Raw genomic sequence first — 13592 nt, forward strand, 5'->3', positions numbered from 1 at the left:
GGGTAGGGTTTTACGTGGGTCAGTCTTAGACGGAAATTACTGCGTTAGCTGGGTCAATTTTCGGCGGCAATCAACACTCTCGCCTTCGGTGCGGATCGATGCGCCCAGGCCGCCCTCGCGGTGCACGCGCCACAGCTCGGCCGCGGAGGCGTTGCGGCCCCAGCTCTCCAGGGCGCGGACCAGGCTCTCGAGAATGATTTGTTGGTTCATGAGGAATATTTCACACGTTTCTGCCTGGTGTCGGCAAGCGGCCACGGTGCGATGGGGCCAAAAAGCCGTTGTAACTTCTTGCCTTGGCGCCTGCGCTATATTTCTTGGCATGGAAAAGGCATCCGACATAGGTAAACCCACGGTTCCGATCGATCTGATCGGGCCGGAGCATTGGGTCCGTTCACGGCGCGGCCCTCGCCGTACGACAAAGGTGCTCTTCATCTTGCTCGGCGGGCTCGCAGCAGCCACAGCCGTGGCTTACAGCTTCTTCGGCGCGGGGCGCTGAACACAAACAAGCAAGCCACTCGCGCCTTCATTCACTCACACACGCGTCGCTCGCGCACCGCGAGCCACACAAGGCAAAGCCCGCTGTCCGTTGATCCAACGGAAGCGGGCTTTTCTCTTTGTGCGCATCGCGCTACTGCAGCCGCGAGCCACGCGGCAGGCGCTTGGCCAGCCACTCGTGCACGTCCGCACGGATGTTGCGGCCTTCGAGCAGGAAGTTCTCGAAGCGGCTCGGCACGTACGGCAGGTAGACCAGCGGCATGCCCGCTTCTTCGGGCGTGCGCGCGGCCTTGCGGTTGTTGCAGACGGCGCAGGCGCTGACGAGGTTGGTCCAGCTCCACGGGCCGCCGCGCGACTCGGGCATGACGTGTTCGCACTGCAGGTCGCGGTCGGCGAACACCTGCGCGCAGTAGGCGCAGGTATGGCGGTCGCGGCGCAGCAGCTTGGCCTTGGTCACGCCGGGCACGACGTCGAAGAGGTTGATCTTCGACGCACCGCGCAGCGCGATGATGGGCGCGACGTCGATGCGCGACTGCACACCGCGCGCCACGTTGAAGCCGCCGCGCAGCGTGGCCAGCGGCAGCGCGCCGTCTTCCCAGGCCACGTTGCCGGTGGCGTAGTGCAACACCGCCTGCTCCAGCGAGATCCAGGCTTGCGGCGTGCCCTGAATGTCGAGTTGCAGGACGTGTGAATGCATGACGAATCGCCTCCCTTCGCGGCGATGGCTTGTGGTGAACGGTTGGGGTGCACGAACGGAATCGAACCGTTGTCAGCGGGACCACAACCCGCGGCTCTGCCATTGAGCTACACGCACCATTGAAGAAACAGAAGACGAGCAGTGCTGAACTGCTACCACTCGCCCGACGCGCGCACGCGCTGGTCGAGGTCGAGGCTGTCGAGCGATGCCTCGCTACCGCCCGGCGATGCCGACGCGCGATCGGCCACGTAGCGCGGCCCGAGCCCCACGCCGAAGCGCTGGGCCAGCGACCACACCATGTGCCTGCGCGGCAGCGGCGCCGGGTGCACGGCGATCATCCGGATCGGTGAGTTGCGCTTGCGCATGAGGGCCTCCTGGGTCGGTAACGAAAAAAGAAAGTAATGACTTGAAAAATGTCCGGTGACGGGTTCCGGCGCCGCCCTATCTTTGCGGCCGGTTTCCGCGGGCGGGCCACGCGTTGGCATGGCCCGGTCCCGCTCGGGTGTGGTCCGTGTGGCAGGAGTTGAACCTGCGACCCTCTGGTCCCAAACCAGATGCGCTACCAGGCTGCGCCACACACGGAAGAAAAACAAAAGAAGCCTGCCGCGCTTCCATTTCGGTTGTGTCCTCACGCGACGGGCCGCGCGCTGGGCGCGGCCCCATCGAACGTCGCTGCACAGGAGTGATCAACTCATGCACATCCCGCCAGACCGTCGACGCGGCAATTTCTGGCGGTGGGGTGAAGGCACACCCGAAATGGAAAGCGGCAAAAACAAAAAGGCCCGGAACCTTGCGGTGTCCGGGCCTCTTTGCGAGAGAGCTTGAGAGATGCGCGCCTACGCGCGACCTCCACCCGGGGGCACCTGATGAGCCTCGAACTGACCACCCACGCGCAGACGGGCTGCGGCTTTGGCGGCGTACGCGGTGTTCAGGTGCGAAGACAACGACAGGGGCGACGGCATGTCGAAACCATGGCAGAACCCGACGCGCACGAGCGGTCGGCCCGAGGCGGGTCGATGGCTGGTGAGGGTCAGTGCGGTGTTCACGATGGTTCCTGGTCAAAAATTGCCGCTGTCGGCTGTAAGGGGTTGGAAAGAAGGGACGGCTGGTGCCGTGAATTGGAGGCAACTGTAAAGAGTGTTTACGGCGACGTCAACAACCGGGACAATCTTTTCTTGTCTTGTTGTTGTTTTTGAACAGTGCCCCATACCACCGTCGCGCGCCGCCGCAATGCGCTTGTGCTGCATCGCCGCTTTCTCGAGGACGCCGTCGCGGCGGGCCTGCCCGCCAAGGGGCTCGACCAGGCGTTCGCACGCAAGCTCGAGATCTCTCCGAGCATGTGGAGCCAGATCAAGAGTGCGCGGCCCATCGGCGACAAGCTCGCACGGCAGATCGAGCGGCATTGCGACGTGGCCGCGGGCTGGCTCGACGAAGACAACACTGCGCCTTCAGAAGCACCGCCCGATGCGGCGGAAGAACGCTTCGTGGCCGCCGCGCGTGAGGCGTGGCGCCAGGCCAATGCGAAGGGGAAGCGCGAACTCAGCGGCTGGCTGAAGAAGCACGCGCAGGAGAAGAAGGCGCTCGAGCCTGCCGACGGCCCTGCGCCGGCGCCCTAGCCTTGCTCAGGCCTTCAGGCCTTGCCAGCGGGCTCGGCAGCAGCCAGCGCCGGCGCATCGCGCAGGATGGCCGCGCGCATGTCGTCCGGCACGGCGATGGCGCGGTGGGTGTCGAGCGAGGTCGTCACCAACACCTGACGCACCTGCATGCGCAGCTCGCCCGTGGTGGGCTCGAAGCAGCGCAACGCGAGCGCGATCGAGCGCGAGCCCAGTTGCGCGACCGAGAGGCCGAGCATCACCTGGTCGCCCATGCGGCTCACGGCGCGAAAGTCGGCGTCGAGCTTCACGGTCGGCAGGCCGACGCGGCGTTCGCCGATCAGTGCGTGGTAGCCCACGCCGAGCCCCTCGCTCACCCAGTCTTCGACCAGGCCGTTGAGCATCACGAAGTACTGCGGATAGAAGACGATGCCCGCGGGGTCGCAGTCGGAAAAACGGATCAGGCGCGGGCGCTGGAACTCCACACCACCGCCCTCGCCGCTCATGCGCGGTCCTCGACCGCGCCGTCGCCGCGCATCACGTGCACGCGCAGCAGCCCGAGCTGGTTGTGCATCTGCTTGACGGTCTTCATATCCAGGCCCGAGAACATCTCGAGGATCCACTGCTCGTGCTCGGTGGCCATGGCTTCGAAGGCGTTGCGGCCTTCGGGCGTGAGGCTCACGATCCAGGCGCGGCGGTCGTCGGGGCTGGGCGCGCGCGCCACCATGCCTTCGCGCTCGAGCTCGTCGGTCAGGCCGGTGACGTTGCCGCCGGTGACCATCAGGTAGCGCGAGAGCACGCGCATCTTCAGGCCGTCTTCGTAGCGGTACAGCTGCGCCATGTAGTCGAAGCGCGCCAGCGAGATGCCGAAGCGCTCGCGCAGCCGGCGCCGGATCTCGGCCTCGATCTGCGTGGTGCTCGCGAGCATGCGCAGCCACAGCTTGAGCATGGCGTGGTCTTCATGGCCGGCGCGGGCTTCGTGGCCGAGTTCTTCGGCGTCGCTCAGCACGGCGTGGGAGGCATCGTTGCGACTCATGTGACTTCTCCTCCGGAAACGGAGATCGACTGGCCCGTGACCGACGCGGCGCCCTCGCCGCACAGCCAGCGCACGGCGTCGGCCACTTCGGCGGGCTGCACGATGCGCTTTTGCGGGTTCACGCTGGAGAACTCGGCCAGCGCATCCGCTTCGCTGCGGCCGGTCTTGCCGACCACGTTGGCGACGCTGTTGCGCAAGATGTCGGTGTCGGTGTAGCCCGGGCACACGGCGTTCACGGTGATGCCCTTGCGCGCCACCTCGAGTGCCAGCGCGCGCGTGAGGCCGATCACGCCGTGCTTGGCGGCGGTGTAGGCCGACACGTAGGCGTAGCCCTTCTGTCCCGCCGTGCTGGCGATGTTGACGATGCGGCCCCAGCCGGCGTCGAGCATGTCGGGCAGCGCGGCCTGCGCGCACAGGAAGCTGCCGGTGAGGTTGACCGACAGCATGCGCTGCCACAGCTCGACCGAGGTCTTCAGGAACGGCGCGCTCTCGGCGGCGCCCGCGTTGTTGACCAGCACGGTCACCGCCCCGCGTTCGGCGCGCGCCTGCGCAAAGGCCGACTGCACGGCCTGCGGGTCGGCCACGTCGGCCGCCACCACGCCGTGGCCGCTGCCCGCCAGGGTCTCGGCCACGCGCTGCAAGGCCTGCGCATCGCGGCCCAGCAAGGTCAGCACGGCCCCCTGGGCAGCGAGGGTGCGGGCGATCTCTGCGCCGATGCCGCGAGCGGCACCGGTGACGAGGGCATGACGGCCAGTGAGCGAATTTGTGTGCATACCTGAATGGTTTAGTTCTGAATCATTTTAGCCGCTTGCGCCCCGGCGTGGTGCTACCGCATGAAACGGCCGCCGTTGAGGTCCAGCGTCGCCCCGGTCATGAAGCCGGCGGCCGGCGAGGCCAGGTAGACGACGGCGGCGGCCACCTCGTCGGCCAGGCCGAAGCGGCCGAGCGGAATGCCGGCCTTCAGCGCCTGCTGCCGCTCGGGCGCCAGCGCAGCGAGCGCGGGGCTGTCGATGGCGGCGGGGGCCAGCGCGTTCACGGTCACGCCGTGCGGCGCCAGTTCCTGCGCAAAGGCACGCGTCAGCGCCAGCAGGCCGGCCTTGCTGGCCGCGTAGTGCACGCCGGTGGCGCTGCTGACCTGTTGCCCCGCCAGCGAGGCCAGGTTGACGATGCGGCCCGCGCTACGTTCGCGCATGTGCTTTCCGGCGATGCGGCAGCCGAAGAAGCTGCCACGCAGGTTGATGGCGAGCACGTCGTCCCACTCGGCGGGCGTGATGTCCCACAGCGAGGTGGTCGGCGTGCGCGCCGCGTTGTTGACCAGGATATCGACCGCGCCGAAGCGCGCCACGGCCTGCGCGAAGCGGTCGCCGAAGGTCTGCTCGTCGCGCACGTCGAGCGGCAGCGCGAGGCCGTTCACCTCGGTGGCAACGGCCCGGGCATTGGCTTGGTCGATATCGGCCACCGCCACGCGCGCACCAGCCTGCGCCAGCCCGCGCGCGATGGCCGCGCCCAGCCCCTGCCCCGCACCGGTCACGAAGGCCACGCGCCCTGCCAGCGGAAGCGCGGTGGCGTGCGTCATCCGGCTTTGGCGGGCCGACCGTCCCAGGTCTGCGGCCCCACGCCGCGCTCGCGCAGCTTGAACTTCTGCACCTTGCCGTTCTCGGTGCGCGGCAGGTCGGGCAAGAGGTCGATGTAGCGCGGCACCGCGAAGTACGGCAGGCGGCCTTCGCAGAAGCGCGCCAGTTCGGCCGGGTCGATGGCCACGCCTTCGCGCGCCACCAGCGCAGCCATCACCTCGTCTTCGGCCAGCTCGGAGCGCACGGGGTACACCGCGCACGAGGCCACGCCGGGGTGGCTCAGCAGCACCTGCTCGACCTCGAAGGACGAGATGTTCTCGCCGCGCCGGCGGATCGCGTCCTTGATGCGGTCGACAAAGCGGAACGCGCCGTCGGCATCGCGCACCACGCGGTCGCCGGTGTGGAACCACAGGTTGCGCCAGGCCTCGACGGTCTTCTCGGGCATGTGGAAGTAGCCGCTGGCAAAGGCGTACGGCTCGTCGGCGCGCAGCAGCAGCTCGCCGGCCTCGCCGGGCGGCAGCGGCACGTCGTCTTCGTCGGCCACGCAGGCCTGGAAGCCGGGGCGCAGCCAGCCCATGACGCCGCCGCGCGGCGAATCGGGCGCAGTGGCGATCGCGAAGTTGGTCTCGGTCGAGCCGTAGCCTTCGAGCAGCGACACGCCCGTGCGCGCCTGGAAGGCCTGCCCCGCGGCCGCGGGCACGCCGGGCCCGAGGCCGGTGCGCACGCGGTGGTTGCGCTCGCCCTCGCCTTCGGGCTGGGCCAGCAGGATCGGCACCATCGCGCCGAGCAGGTAGACCACGGTCGCGCCGTTGGCGCGCATCGCCGGCCAGAAGCCCGAAGCGGAGAAGCGCGACTCGAACACCACCTCGGCCCCGGTGAGCGCGGCCTGCGCGAAGGTGTTGAGCGCGTTGATGTGAAACAGCGGCAGCGTGGTGCACAGCACGTCGTCGCGGCCCACGCCGAGCACCTCGGCGCTGTTCACGCCCCACCAGAAGTACTGCGCCTGCGGGCAGATCACGCCCTTGGCCGGGCCCGTGGTGCCCGAGGTGTAGAGGATGGCGAGCGGGTCGCCCGGCTGCACCGGCGCGGGCGGCAGCGCCTGCGCGCCCGGCGGGTAGGCCGACACGCGCACGCCGGCGGGCGGTGTCCACGGCGTTTCGGCCTCACCCACCACCCACACCTCGCGCAGCGCCGTGCGGGCCAGGTCGGCCGTCGCCAGCCGATCGAGAAAGCCCGCCTCGATCACCAGCAGCTTTGCCTCGCTGTTCGCGAGGAAGTATTCGATCTGCGGCCCCATCGACGCCGTGTTGACCGGCACGACCGAGGCGCCGAGCCAGCCCGCACCGAGAAAAGTGTCGAGGAACTCGATGCGGTTGCCGCACATCACGGCGATGCGGTCGCCGCGCGCCACGCCATGCTGTGCGAGCGCACCGGCGCGCGTGGCCGCCGCGTCGGCCGCGTCGGCATGCGTCCATTGCCGGCCCGCGACGCGCAGCAGCGGTCGGCTGCCGAACAGCGCCGCCTGCCGCTGCAGCATGGCGGGCAGCGTGCGTTGCGCCGGCGGCACCGCGCGCGGGTCACTCGTCATCGTGCGTGCCTCCGCCGAGGTAGGTGGCCTGCACGCGCGGGTCGCTCGCGAGGTCCCCGGAAGCACCCGACAGCGCGATCTCGCCGGTCTCCAGCACATAGCCTTCGTCCGAGCTTTCGAGCGCGGCGCGCGCGTTCTGCTCCACCAGCAGGATCGACACGCCGTCGTCGCGCAGCTTGCGCACGATGGTGAGGATGTCGCGCACGATCAGCGGCGCCAGGCCCAGGCTGGGCTCGTCGAGCATCAGCAGGCGCGGCGCCGACATGAGCGCGCGGCCCACGGCCAGCATCTGCCGCTCGCCGCCCGAGAGCGTGTCGGCGCGTTGCGCGCGGCGCTCGGCCAGGCGCGGGAAGCGGTCGTACACCGATTGCAGCTGCCGCTTCATCGCGTCGCCGCGCAGCCGCTTGGCGTAGGCGCCCAGCTGCAGGTTGTCGAGCACGGTGAGCTCGCCGAACAGCTCGCGCCGCTCGGGCACGAGGCACAGGCCGCGCTCCACGCGCGACTCCACGTCGAGCCCTTGCAGGTCTTCGCCTTCGAAGCGCAGCGTGCCCTTGCACGGCAGCAGGCCCATGGCCGCGGCCAGCAGCGTGGTCTTGCCCGCGCCGTTGGGGCCGATCACCGAGATGATCTGGCCCCGCTGCACGTCGAGCGACACGCCGCGCACCGCCTCGACCTGCCCGTACGACACGTGCAGGTCACCAATCTCCAGCATCGCGGTCATACAACGCTCCCCAGGTAAGCCGCCTGCACACGCTCGTCGGCACGCACCGCCGACGGCACGCCCTCCACGAGCTTGGAGCCGAAGTTCATCACCACCAGACGGTCCACCAGTTTCATCACGAAGTCCATGTCGTGTTCGACGATCAGGATGGTCACGCCCTCCTCGCGCAGCTTGCGCAGCAGGTCGCCCAAGGCCATCTTTTCCTTGCGGCGCAGGCCGGCCGCGGGCTCGTCGAGCACGAGCAGCACGGGGTCGGCGGCGAGTGCACGCGCAATCTCCAGGATGCGCTGCGTGCCCAGCGGCAGGCTGCCCGCGAGTTCGTGCGCGCGGTCGCCCAGGCCGATGCGGTCGAGCTGGCGCTGCGCCTCCTGCAGGATCTGGCTTTCTTCGGTGCGATCGAGCCGCAGGCCCGCCTTCAGGATGCCCGAGCGCGTGCGCGAGTGCGCGCCCAGCGCCACGTTGTCCAGCAGGCTCATGTGCGGGCGCAGCTTCACGTGCTGGAAGGTGCGCGCCAGCCCGAGCCGCGCCACCGCGCGCTGCGGCATGCCGGCGATGTCGTGCTCGAGAAAGCGCACCTGGCCCGCGCTCATCGGCAGCGTGCATGTCAGCAGGTTGAACATGGTCGACTTGCCCGCGCCGTTGGGTCCGATGAGGCCGATGATCTCGCCCGCCTTGACGTCGAAGCTCACGTCGTTCACCGCCACCAGCCCGCCGAAGCGCTTCACGGCGCCGTTGACCGACAGCACCTGCGTGCCGCGCGCCGGCAGCTGCCGGTGCGGCAGCGGCTCGACCGGGGCGCCGGTGTAGCGCGAGGCGCCCTGCGGCGCGGCGCGCCGGCGCGTCCAGCGCCGCAGCAGGCCCATCACGCCGCCGCGCGCAAAGTGCAGCAGCAGGATGAACAGCGCCGCGAAGGCCACGGCCTCCAGCTGGCCGGCGCGCTGCGTGAGCATCGGCAGCACGTCCTGCAGGCCGTTCTTCAGCACCAGCACCAGTGCCGCGCCCACCAGCGCGCCCGCCAGCTGCCCGAGCCCGCCGGCCACGGCCATCAGCAGGTACTCGATGCTGGCGCGCACGTCGAAGGGCGACGGGCTCACGAAGCGGTTCATGTGCGCATAGAGCCAACCCGCCAGCCCCGCGAACAGCGCCGCCGTGACGAACAGCGACAGCCGCACGCGGTACGCATCCGCCCCCACGCTGGCCAGCAGCGTGGCGCCGCCGCGCAGCCCGCGAATCGCGCGGCCGGGGCGCGACTGGAGCAGGTTGTGGCTGAACAGGCAGGCCAGCCCGACCACCACCCAGATCAGGTAGTACATCGCGCGCGGATCGGCCAGCGACCAGCCGCCGATCTGCAGCGCCGGGATGTTCGACAGGCCCGTGTGGCGCCCGAGCGCATCGACGTTGCCGAACAGCATCGCGATCGACAGCCCCCAGGCGATGGTGCTCAGCGGCAGGAAGTGCCCGCCCAGCCGCAAGGTCAGCATGCCGATGGCCAGCGCCGACAGGCCCGTGAGCAGCAGCGCGAACAGGAGCCCCAGCCACGGCGACAGGCCCTGCGCGGTGGTGAGCCACGCGGTGGCGTAGGCCGCGATGCCCACGAAGGCCGCCTGGCCGAACGAGGTGGCGCCGCCCACGCCGGTGAGCAGCACGAGGCCCAGCGCCACCAGCGCGCCGATGCCGATGTCGTTGAGCAGCGAGACCGTGAAGCTGCCCGCCACGGCCGGCACCAGGGCCAGCACGACGATCACGCCCGCGATCCACGCCATGCGTTTCGTGTTGCCGTTCATTGGTCCACCTCGTCTTCTTCCTCTTCCGAATGGGCCGCCATGAAGGAGCGCAGCATGAGCACCGGGATCAGCAGGCTGAACACGATCACGTCTTTCAGTGCGCCGCTCCAGAACGACGCGAAGCTCTCGACCACGCCGACCGCCAGCGCGCCGATGGCCGTCATCGGGTAGCTCACGAGCCCGCCGATGATCGCGGCCACGAAGGCCTTCAGGCCGATGATGAAACCCGAGTCGTAGTACATGGTGGTCACCGGCGCGATCAGCACGCCGATGAGCCCTGCGAGCAGCGAGGCGCAGCCGTAGGCCAGCAGCGCCGTGCGCACCGGCCGGATGCCGACCAGCCGCGCACCCACGCGGTTCACGGCCGTGGCGCGCAGGGCCTTGCCGGCCACCGTGCGCTCGAACACCAGGAAGAACAACCCGCTCAGCACCACGGCCGCCCCCACCATCAGCACCACCTGGCCGCTGACCGTGAAGCCGTCGCCCAGCGTAAACACCGCGCTCGTGAGCGGCGTGGTGCGCGAGCCCTCGGGCCCGAAGAACAGCAGGCCCAGGCCCGAGAGCAGAAAGTGCAGCGCCAGCGACACGATCAGCAGCACCAGCACCGAGGCATCGGCGATCGGCTGGAACACCACGCGCGCCAGCAGCGGCGCGATGGGCACCACCAGCAGCACGGCCACCGCGATGTGCACCGCCACCGGCACGCCGGGCCGCGCCGCCAGCCAGGCGAGCACGCACGGAATGGCCGGCAGCACGCCCCAGGTCAGCACCGCCTTGGGAATGCGCGCGGCCTCGCCGCGCCGCAGCAGGCTGCCAACCTCGGTGGCCAGCGCCAGCGCGGCCAGCACCGCGACCATGCCGATGGTCGGCGGCACGCGGCCGGTTTCGAAGGCCGCCAGCGACAGCGCGGCAAAGGCCGCGATGTCGCCGAACGGCACGAACACCACCCGCGTGACCGAGAAGATCAGCACCAGCCCGAGCCCGGCCAGCAGATAGACGGCACCGTTGGCCAGGCCGTCGGTGACGAGGATCAATGCCACGTCCCAGTTCATAGAAAAACCTCTGTCGGAGTCATCGTTGTCGTTGTCGTGAAGAAAAACGGGAGATTCAAGGGGCGAGCTTCCATTGGCCGTTGTCGAGCTTGACGATCACGCGGGCGCGCTCGTCCACGCCGTACAGGCTGCCGGGCTTGAAGGTGTAGACGCCGTGCGTGCCGACCACTTCCTTGGTGCTGAAGATGGCGTCGCGTAGCGCCACGCGGAACTCGGGCGTGCCCGGCTCGGCCTTCTTCATGGCGCGCGAGGCGGCGTCGGCGAACACCAGCCAGCCGTCGAACGAGTAGGCCGAGAAGGCATCGCTGGTGGGTGCGTTGTTGACCTTCTGGAACACGGCGCGGAAGTCGGTCGCGATCTTCTTGGTCGGGTAGTCGGCCGGCAGCTGCTCGGCGACGATCACCGGGCCCGTGGGCATCAGCGCGTTCTGGCCGGCCGCGCCGACCACGCGCACGAAGTCGGGGTTGATCAGGCCGTGCTGGCCGTACACGCCGCCCTTGAAGCCGCGCTCCTGCAGCGCCAGGAACGGCAGCGCGCCCGGCGTGCCGGCGCCGCCGGTCATCACCGCGTCGGGGCGCAGCGCCACGATCTTCAGCACCTGGCCCGTCACCGAGGCGTCGGCGCGCGCGTAGCGCTCGTTGCTCACCACCTTGATGCCGACGGCGGGCGCGGCCTTGTTGAGGGCCTCGTACACCAGGTCGCCCCAGGCGTCGGAAAAGCCGATGTAGCCCACCGTCTTGACGTTGTTGCGCTTCATGCGCTCGACCACCGCGTCGATCATGAGCTGCGTGGGCTGCGCCACCGTCATCACCCACGGGTTCTCGTTGGGGTCGAGCAGGATGGGCGTGAGGCCGATCATGGGCGTCTTGGCCTCCTTGCCCACCTGCGCCATCGCGATGGCCGACGGCACGCCCGAGGTGCCCATGAGCACGTCGACCTTTTCGTCCTCGATGAGCTTGCGCGCGTTGCGCCCGGCCGTGGTCGGGTCGGAGCCGTCGTCGAGAACCACGAGCTGGATCTTGCGGCCGTTGACCTCGCCCTTGTAGGCCAGCGCGGCCTGCATGCCCTTGGCGTACGGCACGCCCAGCGAGGAGTTGGGCCCCGACAGCGACACGCTGAGTCCGACCTTGAGGTCGGCCGCCAGTGCGCTCGCCACACCACAGGCGGTCAGCGCCGCGGCGAGGGCACCGCGCGTCAAGGTCTGCATCAGGTTCTTCATGTCGTAGCTCCAGTGAGGAAGGATGGAAGGAACAGAAACTCAGATGAACAACTGGATCGCGGGCAAGGCGCGCGTGGCATTGAGCAGGTCGATGCGCTTCTCGCGGATGGACCAGCCCGTGGGGGTGCGAATGAGGTGGTGGCGGGCGGTGCCGCTCAGCAGGATCTGGTCGTCGCCGCGCGCCTCGATGTAGAGAAAGGGCGTGCGCAGGCGCACGTCGTCGGCGCCCTCTTCCTCGATGTGCGAAGGCTGCAGCACATGCTGGCTGTGGCTGGCCGGGTGCTGCGAATGCGCGCGCGGGTTCTTCAGCCGCTCCACGCGCAGCTGCAGCAGCAGCCGGTCTTCGTAGGCCAGCGAGTTGTGCGAGAACGGATCGGCCTGCGCCGCGCCGAGCAGCGGCACCCAGTAGTGGCCGTCGTCGGCGAACAGGGCCTGCCAGTCGTCGAAGCGGCGCGCGTCGAGCAGGGCTGCTTCGTGGGCGATGAAGTCACGCGGGTCGTTCATGCCGCCACCTCCGGCGTCATGGCGCGGGCCCAGGCCCGGAACTGGTTGCGCATGAGCAGCTCGTTGGTGCCGTTGGTGGTCACCGTGGCCTGCTGCGTCTCGGCCGGGTCGTGGTTGCGGTGCAGGCTGATCCACTCGTTGCCGCCGGCGCGCAGGCCCTTCTGGATGCTCTCGAACAGGTGCACGTCGTCGTGCGCCACCACCGACATGGGCGAGAACACGAGCCGGTTGTAGCTCATGGCGCGCTCGAACAGCAGCGCGGGCGCACCGGCCGCGCGGAAGCTCCAGGCCTCGATGAGCGTGCGGTCGGCCGCCAGCGGGCGGATCACGCGGATGGCCTGCGGCGAGCCCTTGACCGACAGGCTCGGGTACAGCACCGAGTTCTGCGGCGAGCGCTGCAGGATGTCGGCGGCGCGCTCCACGCCGTGCGCGGCCTGCATCGCGGCTTCGTACTCGGGCAGCTGCGCGTAGTTGGAATGGATGCTGAAGTTCACGCCCAGCACGCTGTGGCCGTTGGCGAACACGCGCCCGCCCATCTGGTCGAAGAACTCGTAGCCCGAGCCGAAGGGCAGGATCTGCTCCATCGCCATCGGCTTGGGGTCGGTGGGCGCATGCCCTTCCCACAGCGCCTCGGCCGCCTTGGTGGCCGACTCGTGCGTCGACATCGGGTGCACCGTGTCGTTGATGTTCTCCAGGTACATCTTCCAGTTGCAATGGACGATGTTGCGCAGCACGCCACCGCCCACGGTGAGCTTGCCCTCAGGCGAGCGGTCGACCATGTTGTCGAGGGCGCCGAGCACGTCGCCGAAGTAGTCCTCGAACGACGGGCCGGTGTCGGACAGGCGCACGAACACGAAGTCGCGGTACACCTTCACGTGCTTCACCACCGACAGCCCCTGCCCCGACTCGCAGGCCTTGAGCTGGGTTCCCTCGTAGCCGTTCTTCAGCGGCAGGCCCAGCGGCGCGCCGTCCAGCTTGTAGGTCCACGCGTGGTACGGGCAGCGAAAGAAGCGGCCGGTGTTGCCGCTCTCGTCGGTCACGAGCTGCGTGCCCTTGTGGGCGCAGCGGTTGTACATGACGTGCACCGCGCCGTCGGGCTGGCGCACCATGAGCAGCGGGCGGCCCGCGATCTCCTGCGTGACGAAGTCGCCCGCCGCCGGCACCTGGCTGGCATGGCCCAGGAAGACCCAGGTGCGGGCGAACAGGCGCTCCTGCTCCAGCGCGAACAATTCGTCGCTGAGGTACAGGTCGCGGTGCACCCGGTCGTCGCGGACCAGCGCCGCGACGAGATCGGGGCGGTTGCGGTAGGCGGTCATGGCGGTGGGCTTCG

17 protein-coding genes and 2 tRNA genes are annotated in these 13592 nt (G+C 69.3%); 3 read left to right on the plus strand and 16 right to left on the minus strand.

Features of this window, described 5'->3' with window-relative positions; all coding sequences use genetic code 11:
• Nucleotides 1-36: 36 nt before the first annotated feature.
• Nucleotides 37-210, minus strand: a complete 174-nt coding sequence (locus AC07Q9_RS30045; protein WP_495312793.1) for a hypothetical protein — start codon at nucleotides 208-210, stop codon at nucleotides 37-39.
• 109 nt (nucleotides 211-319) lie between these two features.
• On the opposite strand from AC07Q9_RS30045, the gene AC07Q9_RS30050 reads away from it, so the two are divergent.
• On the plus strand, nucleotides 320-496 hold the full coding sequence (locus AC07Q9_RS30050) for a hypothetical protein (protein ID WP_157627325.1): 177 nt from the start codon (nucleotides 320-322) through the stop codon (nucleotides 494-496).
• Between the two features lie 132 nt (nucleotides 497-628).
• Here the strand turns inward: AC07Q9_RS30050 and AC07Q9_RS30055 are convergent, their stop codons facing one another.
• The 4 genes from AC07Q9_RS30055 to AC07Q9_RS30070 all read right to left on the minus strand — a co-directional run bounded on the left by AC07Q9_RS30055 (nucleotide 629) and on the right by AC07Q9_RS30070 (nucleotide 1774).
• Complete coding sequence (locus AC07Q9_RS30055) at nucleotides 629-1192, minus strand: HNH endonuclease (protein WP_062473294.1); 564 nt, start codon at nucleotides 1190-1192, stop codon at nucleotides 629-631.
• 43 nt (nucleotides 1193-1235) lie between these two features.
• Nucleotides 1236-1309: transfer RNA gene (locus tag AC07Q9_RS30060), tRNA-His, on the minus strand.
• A 35-nt stretch (nucleotides 1310-1344) separates the two neighbouring features.
• A complete protein-coding gene (locus AC07Q9_RS30065) occupies nucleotides 1345-1557 on the minus strand; it encodes a short-chain dehydrogenase (RefSeq protein ID WP_495312794.1) in 213 nt (70 codons plus the stop codon).
• Nucleotides 1558-1697: 140 nt separating this feature from the next.
• Nucleotides 1698-1774, minus strand: a tRNA-Pro gene (locus tag AC07Q9_RS30070).
• Between the two features lie 284 nt (nucleotides 1775-2058).
• On the opposite strand from AC07Q9_RS30070, the gene AC07Q9_RS30075 reads away from it, so the two are divergent.
• The gene (locus AC07Q9_RS30075) at nucleotides 2059-2388 is read left to right on the plus strand and encodes a hypothetical protein (RefSeq protein WP_495312795.1); all 330 of its coding nucleotides are present in this window, start codon (nucleotides 2059-2061) and stop codon (nucleotides 2386-2388) included.
• A gap of 3 nt (nucleotides 2389-2391) precedes the next feature.
• Nucleotides 2392-2808, plus strand: coding sequence for a hypothetical protein (locus AC07Q9_RS30080; RefSeq protein ID WP_139702007.1), 417 nt, complete (start codon nucleotides 2392-2394; stop codon nucleotides 2806-2808).
• A gap of 14 nt (nucleotides 2809-2822) precedes the next feature.
• Here the strand turns inward: AC07Q9_RS30080 and AC07Q9_RS30085 are convergent, their stop codons facing one another.
• From AC07Q9_RS30085 to AC07Q9_RS30135, 11 genes are read right to left on the minus strand one after another with little or no spacing between them, the layout of a single operon-like run.
• A complete protein-coding gene (locus tag AC07Q9_RS30085; RefSeq protein ID WP_495312796.1) occupies nucleotides 2823-3290 on the minus strand; it encodes an acyl-CoA thioesterase in 468 nt (155 codons plus the stop codon).
• Complete coding sequence (locus AC07Q9_RS30090) at nucleotides 3287-3820, minus strand: MarR family winged helix-turn-helix transcriptional regulator (protein WP_062473285.1); 534 nt, start codon at nucleotides 3818-3820, stop codon at nucleotides 3287-3289. The genes AC07Q9_RS30085 and AC07Q9_RS30090 overlap by 4 nt, the downstream gene beginning before the upstream one ends.
• Nucleotides 3817-4593: an SDR family NAD(P)-dependent oxidoreductase gene (locus AC07Q9_RS30095; protein ID WP_070062353.1), complete on the minus strand. Its 777-nt coding sequence runs from the start codon at nucleotides 4591-4593 to the stop codon at nucleotides 3817-3819. Before AC07Q9_RS30095 ends, AC07Q9_RS30090 begins: the two co-directional genes overlap by 4 nt.
• Before the next feature lie 53 nt (nucleotides 4594-4646).
• Nucleotides 4647-5396, minus strand: a complete 750-nt coding sequence (locus AC07Q9_RS30100) for an SDR family NAD(P)-dependent oxidoreductase (protein ID WP_495312797.1) — start codon at nucleotides 5394-5396, stop codon at nucleotides 4647-4649.
• On the minus strand, nucleotides 5393-6982 hold the full coding sequence (locus AC07Q9_RS30105) for an ATP-dependent acyl-CoA ligase (RefSeq protein WP_495312798.1): 1590 nt from the start codon (nucleotides 6980-6982) through the stop codon (nucleotides 5393-5395). The genes AC07Q9_RS30100 and AC07Q9_RS30105 overlap by 4 nt, the downstream gene beginning before the upstream one ends.
• Entirely contained in the window at nucleotides 6972-7703 is a 732-nt protein-coding gene (locus AC07Q9_RS30110; protein WP_095950531.1) for an ABC transporter ATP-binding protein, read from the minus strand. Before AC07Q9_RS30110 ends, AC07Q9_RS30105 begins: the two co-directional genes overlap by 11 nt.
• A complete protein-coding gene (locus AC07Q9_RS30115) occupies nucleotides 7700-9487 on the minus strand; it encodes a branched-chain amino acid ABC transporter ATP-binding protein/permease (protein ID WP_095746373.1) in 1788 nt (595 codons plus the stop codon). Before AC07Q9_RS30115 ends, AC07Q9_RS30110 begins: the two co-directional genes overlap by 4 nt.
• Nucleotides 9484-10539, minus strand: a complete 1056-nt coding sequence (locus AC07Q9_RS30120) for a branched-chain amino acid ABC transporter permease (RefSeq protein WP_495260958.1) — start codon at nucleotides 10537-10539, stop codon at nucleotides 9484-9486. The genes AC07Q9_RS30115 and AC07Q9_RS30120 overlap by 4 nt, the downstream gene beginning before the upstream one ends.
• Nucleotides 10540-10594: 55 nt before the next feature.
• On the minus strand, nucleotides 10595-11758 hold the full coding sequence (locus AC07Q9_RS30125; protein WP_495312799.1) for an ABC transporter substrate-binding protein: 1164 nt from the start codon (nucleotides 11756-11758) through the stop codon (nucleotides 10595-10597).
• A gap of 39 nt (nucleotides 11759-11797) precedes the next feature.
• Entirely contained in the window at nucleotides 11798-12262 is a 465-nt protein-coding gene (locus AC07Q9_RS30130) for an aromatic-ring-hydroxylating dioxygenase subunit beta (protein WP_495312800.1), read from the minus strand.
• On the minus strand, nucleotides 12259-13578 hold the full coding sequence (locus tag AC07Q9_RS30135; protein ID WP_495312801.1) for an aromatic ring-hydroxylating dioxygenase subunit alpha: 1320 nt from the start codon (nucleotides 13576-13578) through the stop codon (nucleotides 12259-12261). The genes AC07Q9_RS30130 and AC07Q9_RS30135 overlap by 4 nt, the downstream gene beginning before the upstream one ends.
• Between the last annotated feature and the right edge of the window lie 14 nt (nucleotides 13579-13592).

This window comes from Variovorax sp. GW821-FHT09A10 (assembly GCF_059418385.1).

What these genes read in the sequence shown, in the direction of transcription:
- AC07Q9_RS30045 (WP_495312793.1), bottom strand. Translation starts at nt 210, where the DNA reads ATGAACCAACAAATCATTCTCGAGAGCCTGGTCCGCGCCCTGGAGAGC.
- AC07Q9_RS30050 (WP_157627325.1), top strand. Translation starts at nt 320, where the DNA reads ATGGAAAAGGCATCCGACATAGGTAAACCCACGGTTCCGATCGATCTG.
- AC07Q9_RS30055 (WP_062473294.1), bottom strand. Translation starts at nt 1,192, where the DNA reads ATGCATTCACACGTCCTGCAACTCGACATTCAGGGCACGCCGCAAGCC.
- AC07Q9_RS30065 (WP_495312794.1), bottom strand. Translation starts at nt 1,557, where the DNA reads ATGCGCAAGCGCAACTCACCGATCCGGATGATCGCCGTGCACCCGGCG.
- AC07Q9_RS30075 (WP_495312795.1), top strand. Translation starts at nt 2,059, where the DNA reads ATGAGCCTCGAACTGACCACCCACGCGCAGACGGGCTGCGGCTTTGGC.
- AC07Q9_RS30085 (WP_495312796.1), bottom strand. Translation starts at nt 3,290, where the DNA reads ATGAGCGGCGAGGGCGGTGGTGTGGAGTTCCAGCGCCCGCGCCTGATC.
- AC07Q9_RS30090 (WP_062473285.1), bottom strand. Translation starts at nt 3,820, where the DNA reads ATGAGTCGCAACGATGCCTCCCACGCCGTGCTGAGCGACGCCGAAGAA.
- AC07Q9_RS30095 (WP_070062353.1), bottom strand. Translation starts at nt 4,593, where the DNA reads ATGCACACAAATTCGCTCACTGGCCGTCATGCCCTCGTCACCGGTGCC.
- AC07Q9_RS30100 (WP_495312797.1), bottom strand. Translation starts at nt 5,396, where the DNA reads ATGACGCACGCCACCGCGCTTCCGCTGGCAGGGCGCGTGGCCTTCGTG.
- AC07Q9_RS30105 (WP_495312798.1), bottom strand. Translation starts at nt 6,982, where the DNA reads ATGACGAGTGACCCGCGCGCGGTGCCGCCGGCGCAACGCACGCTGCCC.
- AC07Q9_RS30110 (WP_095950531.1), bottom strand. Translation starts at nt 7,703, where the DNA reads ATGACCGCGATGCTGGAGATTGGTGACCTGCACGTGTCGTACGGGCAG.
- AC07Q9_RS30115 (WP_095746373.1), bottom strand. Translation starts at nt 9,487, where the DNA reads ATGAACGGCAACACGAAACGCATGGCGTGGATCGCGGGCGTGATCGTC.
- AC07Q9_RS30120 (WP_495260958.1), bottom strand. Translation starts at nt 10,539, where the DNA reads ATGAACTGGGACGTGGCATTGATCCTCGTCACCGACGGCCTGGCCAAC.
- AC07Q9_RS30125 (WP_495312799.1), bottom strand. Translation starts at nt 11,758, where the DNA reads ATGAAGAACCTGATGCAGACCTTGACGCGCGGTGCCCTCGCCGCGGCG.
- AC07Q9_RS30130 (WP_495312800.1), bottom strand. Translation starts at nt 12,262, where the DNA reads ATGAACGACCCGCGTGACTTCATCGCCCACGAAGCAGCCCTGCTCGAC.
- AC07Q9_RS30135 (WP_495312801.1), bottom strand. Translation starts at nt 13,578, where the DNA reads ATGACCGCCTACCGCAACCGCCCCGATCTCGTCGCGGCGCTGGTCCGC.